The organism is Pseudomonas sp. HMWF021 (genome assembly GCF_003061005.1).
Taxonomy (GTDB): Bacteria; Pseudomonadota; Gammaproteobacteria; order Pseudomonadales; family Pseudomonadaceae; genus Aquipseudomonas.
The window spans coordinates 33,783-41,371 of sequence record NZ_QAIK01000062.1 but is presented as its reverse complement, the minus strand read 5'-3'; the positions used below and the strand labels follow the sequence as shown (position 1 = coordinate 41,371).

3 protein-coding genes are annotated in these 7,589 nt (G+C 63.5%); 2 read left to right on the top strand and 1 reads right to left on the bottom strand.

The window, feature by feature from the left end:
• The coding region (locus tag DBR18_RS08875; protein WP_256588641.1) for a mechanosensitive ion channel family protein at positions 1–1,785 on the top strand (1,785 nt) is incomplete at its 5' end.
• A 126-nt stretch (positions 1,786–1,911) separates the two neighbouring features.
• Here the strand turns inward: DBR18_RS08875 and DBR18_RS08870 are convergent.
• On the bottom strand, positions 1,912–6,345 hold the full coding sequence (locus tag DBR18_RS08870; protein ID WP_108590070.1) for a DEAD/DEAH box helicase: 4,434 nt from the start codon (positions 6,343–6,345) through the stop codon (positions 1,912–1,914).
• 324 nt (positions 6,346–6,669) lie between these two features.
• Here DBR18_RS08870 and DBR18_RS08865 point away from each other — a divergent pair, with 324 nt between their 5' ends.
• Positions 6,670–7,554, top strand: a complete 885-nt coding sequence (locus DBR18_RS08865) for a sugar nucleotide-binding protein (protein ID WP_025109524.1) — start codon at positions 6,670–6,672, stop codon at positions 7,552–7,554.
• Positions 7,555–7,589 lie beyond the last annotated feature (35 nt).

The window sequence follows — 7,589 nt, the reverse complement described above, 5'->3', positions numbered from 1 at the left end:
ATGCTGTCCGGGGTTTGGCTGGGCGCTTTTGCGCTGCTCACGGTACTGGGCAGTCTGCTGGCCAGGCGTCTGAGCCAGGGCAGTTGGCTGCGTACCCGCCAGCGCAGCCAGGACCTGCTCGGCTACCTGCTGCCGTACACAGTGCCGGCGCTGCTCTGTCTGCCGCTGACACTGTACGTCAGCCACTTTCTGCAAGCCTCGGTCGGGCGAGCGCTGGCGCTGTGCCTGGCGTACGCCACCAGCAGCGGCATTTTCTCCACCTCGATGCTGTTGTGTGTGGTGGTGATGTTCAACGTCGGCCACAAACGGCCCGCCGTGCGGATCATCCGCGACTACTGCCCGAAACCGCTGTTCCTGATCGGCTTCCTCGCCGCTCTCAGTGACGCATTGACCAGCCCGCAGATCGCCCGTCAGTTGGGCGGTAACATCACCAGCAGCGTCGCAGTGTTCACCGGGCTGATCGCCTCGATCATCTTCGGCCTGCTGGTGATTCGCCTGCGCCGACCGGTGGCGCACCTGATCCGTAACCGGCCGCTGGCGCAGCGACTGAAGCAGCCGTCATTGCAGGAGTCGCTGCGGATTTTTTCCGGGCTCTGGTATTGGCCGATTGTGCTGATGGTGCTGGTGTCGGCGGTCAATCTGATCGGCATCGGTGAGGACAACCAGAAAGCCCTGCGCTGTGCGTTGTTCACCACGGTGTTGCTGATCGGCACGGTGTTCCTCAGCACCATCCTCCAGCACCTGTTCAAGTCGCGCAAAGCCGAAGCGATCCAGCGCAGCAGCGCTTACAAGGAACGCTTTCTCAGCCTGTTGCACGCCTTGCTGCGGATCGTCATGGCGATTGCCTTCATCGATATTCTCGGGCGGATCTGGGGTGTTTCGTTGCTCGATTTCGCCCAGAGCAGCACGATTGGCCGCGCGATCAGCAACGCGTTGAGCAGCATCGGTCTGATCTTTTTGGTGACGTGGCTGTTGTGGGTGGTGCTCGACACGGCGATTCAGGAAGCGCTGAAACCACCGGTCAGCAAGCGCTCCTCGCGCCAGCCCAGCACCCGGGTGAAAACCATCCTGCCGCTGCTGCGCAATGCGATCAAAATCATCCTGGTGGTGATCTGCGCGATCACCACCATGGCCAACCTCGGCATCAACGTCGCGCCACTGCTGGCCGGTGCCGGGGTGGTCGGTCTGGCCATCGGTTTCGGCTCGCAGCAACTGGTGCAGGACGTGATCACCGGGCTGTTCATCATCATCGAAGACACCCTGTCGATCGGCGACTGGGTGGTGCTCGATTCCGGACATGCCGGCACCGTTGAGGGCCTGACCATCCGCACCCTGCGCCTGCGTGACGGCAAGGGTTTTGTGCACTCGGTGCCGTTCGGCCAGATCAAGGCAGTGACCAACCAATCCCGCCAGTTTGCCTATGCGTTTTTCTCGGTGCAGTTCACCTACGACACCGATGTCGACAAGGCCATCGAGCTGATCCGCGAGACCGGCGATTCGATCCGCGAAGACCCGTTCCTCAAGTACAACCTGCAAGGGCCGCTGGATGTATTTGGCGTGGACCGGATGGACCTGAACGGCGTGGTGCTGACGGCGCAGTTCCGTACCGTGTCGGGCGGGCAATATGCGGTGAGCCGGGCGTTCAATCAGCGTTTGAAAAAGCTTGTGGATAACAGTCCCGACGTGCATTTCGCGCAGACTTATCCACAGCAGGTTTTGTTGCCCAAGCGGCAGGGTGAGGGGGAGTTGGTGGCGAGCGAAGTGCCACAACGGTCGAGTACCTGACCGCCGGATTTTGTGCTGGGATTGCCGGCCTCTTCGCGGGCAAGCCCGCTCCCACATTGGATTTGTGAACGACGCAGGTCCCCTGTGGGAGCGGGCTTGCCCGCGATGAGGCCAGACCTGTGGGCATCAATACCGGATCAGCTTGCTGCGCACCTGCTCCATGGCCACCTGGTCCTGCTCGGTCCAGAACATCTGCTTGCCGGCAACCTCCGCCGCCACCGGCAAACCATCCCGATACACCAGCCGATTACTCACCAACGCCGGCACTTTCGCCCCCGGCAGCAACGTCCCGGCCAAGTTCAATGGATCCACCCCGCACACCGCGATCAAGCTGCCGTCATGCGCCCGCCGCCGTACCTCGCGCAGCAACGGAATCGCCTCGGGCAAGGCAAACTGTTCTCCCGCCAGACCACTGACAAATCGCCCGCCGCGAATCTCGCCCCGAGCCTCCAGCCGATGAAACGTGCGCAGCAATTCGCGCCAGCTCGGCAGCCAGTCCGCCTCGCGCTCGAGCAGGCGCCAGAACACCACGCCATAGCGCCGCAGCAGGGTCATGGCGACGTGTTCGAGGGTTTCCGGCGAAGCCGTCTGGCCGCTTTCTACCAATGGCCCGCGCCGCAGCAACGCCCAGCGCCCGGCATCGTCCATGCCGCCGACAAACGCGCCGCGTCCGCGACGATTGCTGCGTTGCTGGCGCTTGCTTGCCGGGGTGATCAACGCACGCAAGCCGGCGAAGCTGTCAGCGTTCACCAGGCCGGCGCCGACCAGTTCCTGCAGGGCGATCTCCAGCTCGGTGCGCAACAGGTGCGCTTCGTGGATCAACTCATCGAAAAACAGCGCGCCGTGCTCACTCAGCGCCTCATAAACCTTTTGCGTTTTCGGCGACAGTTCGCTGACCGGCGTCTGCTCGGCCAGCGCACTCCACAATCCGACCTGACTGCGCGGCAGCAACACGATCGGCGTACTGCGCAGCGCCGTGCCGCTGACTTTTTGCCGGGCACTGAGCCGCGTCCATACCAGTTTGCCGTTGCGGCACAGCTCATCCAGCCAGCTCGGTGAATAGTCTTTCAGGCGTGCCGGGAGAATCTCGCTGTCCCACGCCGAAGCCGCTGCCGGGTAGCCTTCAAACTGGCCGACAATCGCCGGCAACACCGCGCTGCCCTGACCGCGGGTAGCGGGGGACAGGTGCTGCCAGTCGAACAGGAAACGCATGAAATCCTGCAACGCCACCGGCTCGATTTCCCGGCGCAGACGCTTGACCGTGTAGCGATGAATGCGCGCGAGCAGATGCCGTTCGCACCATTCTTCCACTGCCGATCCTGGCGTGAATTGGCCGCGTAATACGTAACCCTCGCGTTCCAGTTGTGCGAGGGCCTGATTGACCTGCGGTATCGGCAACGCGAGTGGTTCGGCAATGGCGGCTAACGGCAGCGGACCGAAGGCGCCGAGTCGGGCGCGGATCACTTCGATCAATGCGTCATCGAACGTCCAGATATCATCGAACCCGGGCAGCGCTGCTTGCGGCGGTTGCAACATGGCCTGTGGATAAAGCGCTTGCAGACACTTCAGGCGCTCTCGCGCCAGCCACAACGAGCCAGGCTGTGGATGTGTGGCGACTGTGAGGCCGTCTTCGCGAGCAGGCTCGCTCCCACCGTTGACTGTGTTCCAACTGGCGGAACGCGGTTGAATGTGGGAGCGAGCCTGCTCGCGAAGCTTTTCTTCTGCCATTACTGGCGCAACGGCCAAGCGGCAGGCGCGACCGCTCGCAGTCAGCGCGTCAAGCCATTCGCGCCAATTTTCGTTGGCCTGCACTTCGGCCTCGCTGACGCACGCCAGACTCATCAGCGCCTCGTGCATTTCATCGGCGTTGGTGGGCGTCGGCCACGCTTCTTCGCGCACCGCGTTGAAGGCGTCGGCGTCCAGAGCCCCGAGGTCATCGGTTGATTGGGGATCGCTCCAGCGCCGGTTGATCACCGCTTGGGTGCGGCGTTCTTCCAGCGGTGCATCGTCGAGAAAGGCGTACGGCCGCGCGCTGAGAATCTCTGCCGCCAACGGTGACGGCGCCGGCAGGTCGCGGCTGAGCAAACGCACCTCGCCACGCTCCATGCGCTGCAGCAGATTGAGCCAGCCGTCGCTGTCCATGGCCTCGTGCAGGCAATCGTCGAGAGTCTGTTCCACCAGCGGGTGTTCAGGGACTTCCCGTTCACCGGCGAGGTTTTCCAGGCAGGCGATCTGATCGGGAAACACGCTGGCAATCAGGTCTTCGCTTTTCATGCGCTGCAACTGCGGCGCGACTTTGCGCCCGCCGGTAAAACGCGGCAACGCCAGCGCCACCCCGGCATTCCAGCGCCAGCGCACGCCGAACAACGGCGCGTCGAGAATCGCCTGAATCAGGATGTGTTCGGCGCTGTTGCTGTGCAGGTACCGCCAGACGTCATCCAGTTCGAAACTGTGGCTCGTGGACAGCGACAACACGATCGCATCCTCACTGGCGGCAGCCTGTAATTCGAAGTTGAAGGTGCGACAGAAACGCTTGCGCAGCGCGAGGCCCCAGGCGCGGTTGATGCGGCTGCCGAAGGGTGAATGGATGATCAGTTGCGTGCCGCCGGACTCATCGAAAAACCGCTCCATCAGTAGCGTGTCCTGCGAGGGCAGGGCGCCGAGGGTCAGGCGTGCGCGGGCGAGATAGTCCACCAGTTGTTCGGCGCTGGCGCGGTTCAGGCCAAGGGTTGCGGTCAACCAGTCGAGCGCCGGTTGCAAGTCACCCGGACTGGCGCCGAGCAGTTCGTCGAGGGTCGCTTGCAGGCGCGCCACCGCCGCAGACAGTTCATCGCTGCGCCCCGGTGCTTCGCCGAGCCAGAACGGAATGGTCGGTGGCTGGCCCTGGGCGTCCTCGACCCGCACCTTGCCGGTTTCCACGCGCAGGATGCGGTAGGAGGTATTGCCGAGCTGGAACACGTCACCGGCAATGCTTTCCACAGCGAAGTCTTCGTTGACGCTGCCGATGTTCAGGCCTTGCGGTTCGAGCAGCACGCTGTAATCGGCGTTGTCGGGAATGGTGCCGCCGCTGGTCACAGCGGTCAGTTGCGCGCCACGGCGGCCACGCAGGGTGCGGCTGACGGCGTCGCGGTGCAGGTAGGCGCTGCGGATGCCCTGACGACCGTTGTAGCCTTCGGCGAGCATCGTCAGCAGCGCCTGATAGTGTTTTTCGTCGAGGTCGCGATACGGCGATGCTTGGCGGAACAGCGCCAACAGCGCGTCTTCCGCCCATTCCTGACAACTGACCTCGGCGATGATCTGCTGCGCCAGTACATCCAGCGGTGCCTCGGGGATGTGCAGGGTGTCGAGTTCGCCACGGCGCACGCAGTCGAGCAGGGCGGCGCATTCGATCAGGTCGTCGCGGGTGGTGGCGAACAAACGCCCCTTGGGCGTACCGCCGACCTGGTGCCCGGAGCGCCCGACTCTTTGCAGAAACCCGGCAATCGAACGCGGCGAGGATATTTGGCAGACCAGATCGACTTCGCCAATATCGATGCCCAATTCCAGCGACGCGGTAGCGATCAGCACTTGCAGCTCGCCGCGCTTGAGCCGTTGTTCGGCGTCGAGGCGGAACTCCTTGGCCAGGCTGCCGTGATGCGCGGCCACGGCGTGTTTGCCGAGGCGTTCGCTGAGGTGCCGGCTCAGGCGTTCGGCGAGGCGCCGGGTATTGACGAAAATCAGCGTGGTGCGGTGCGCGCGGGCCAGTTCGGCGAGGCGGTCGTAGACCAGTTCCCAGACATCGTTGGCCATCACCGCCGACAATGGCACCGGCGGCACTTCGATGCCCAGATCCCGTGGTCGGGCGTGGCCGATGTCGATGATCTCGCACGGGCGATCAGTGCCGACCAGAAACCGCGCCACGGCATCGATGGGTTTTTGTGTGGCGGACAAGCCGATGCGGGTCAAGGGTTCGGCACACAGCGCTTGCAGTCGCTCAAGGCTCAGCGCCAGGTGACTGCCGCGTTTGCCGGCAGCGATGGCGTGGATCTCGTCGATGATCACCGTGCGCGTGCTGCCGAGCATTTTGCGCCCGGACTCGGAACCGAGCAGTACGTAGAGCGATTCCGGGGTGGTCACCAGAATATGCGGCGCACTTTTGCGCATGGCGGCGCGGTCTTTTTGCGGGGTGTCGCCGGTGCGCACCGCCGTGGTGATCTGCAATTCGGGCAGGCCCAACTGGCGCAACTGCTCGGTGATTCCGGCCAGCGGATTCTGCAGGTTGATGCGGATGTCGTTGGATAAAGCCTTGAGCGGTGAAACGTAGACCACCAGGGTTTCGTCCGGCAGGCCGTCGGGGTATTCCAGGCCACGGTGGACGAGGTCGTCGAGCACCGCGAGAAACGCGGTGAGGGTTTTACCGGAGCCGGTGGGCGCGGCGATCAGCGTCGAACGGCGCTGGCGGATCAACGGCCATGCACGGGCCTGTGCGGCGGTGACCGTCGGGAAGGTATTGCTGAACCAGGCGCTGACGGCGGGGTGAAAGCCTGCCAGGGCGGCGTCCTTGGGAATGGGCAGATTCATGGCTCAAGTTATGCGGGTGAGGGCGGCAAGATGCAAGTACCGCTGGGGATCTAGACAGACAGTCGGGGCCTCATCGCTGGCAAGCCAGCTCCCACAGTGATTTTTGTTGTTCAAAAGTCTGGCAATCAACTCTGAACCCTGTGGGAGCTGGCTTGCCAGCGATGGGGCCCGTTGATTCGGCACAATTCCCGGCGATCTGCACTTTACGGGTGACGGTTGCGCACTAAACCCGCAAAATGCAACGATTCCGGCAATTATCGACGGCGGTGTCACAAGCACCGTCGCTAAAGCCATCGTTCCAATCAGACTGGGCCTGCTGACTCTATGCGAATGCGCCTTATGTTACTGGGCGGCGGAAATGCCCTTGGGCAGGCGCTGATTCGCCTCGGTGCAGAGGAAGACATCGGTTTCCTCGCCCCCCGCCCGCCCGAAGACGGCTGGGATGCCGCGAGCCTGACGCAACTGCTCGACGACACCCGTCCGGATGCGTTGATCAATCTCGCCTACTATTTCGACTGGTTCCAGGCCGAGACTGTCAGCGAAAGCCGTCTGGCCGGCCAGGAACGCGCCATCGAGCGACTGGCCGAGCTGTGCCAGCACCACAACATCATCCTCGTGCAGCCTTCCAGCTATCGCGTGTTCGACGGTTCGCGGGCGACCGCCTACAGCGAAAAAGACGAGCCGGTGCCGCTTGGCCTGCGCGGTCAGGCGCTGTGGCGCATCGAGCAAAGCGTTCGCGCCACGTGCCCGCAACACGTGCTGCTGCGCTTCGGCTGGCTGCTCGATGACAGCCCTGAAGGCACCCTCGGGCGCTTCCTTGCCCGTGCCGAACAACCGGACGAATTGCTGATGGCCGATGATCGCCGGGGCAATCCGACCCCAGTGGACGACGCCGCGCGGGTGATCATTTCGGTGCTCAAGCAACTCGATTGCGCCGCGCCGCTGTGGGGTACTTACCACTATGCCGGGCATGAGGCGACCACCCCGCTGGCGCTGGGCCAGGCGATTTTGACCGAAGCACGCAATCTGCATCAGTTGGCGATCGAAGCGCCGACCGCCCAGGCCCATGCCGCGCGGCCGGACGCTGCCGAAGAACCGCAGCACGCGGTGCTCGCCTGCAAGAAAATTCTGCACACTTTCGGGATCAAGCCACGCGCCTGGCGCGCCGCACTCCCGGCGTTACTGGATAGGTTCTATCGTCATGGCTGAAGGCCCTGTTTTAATCACCGGCGGTGCCGGTTTCA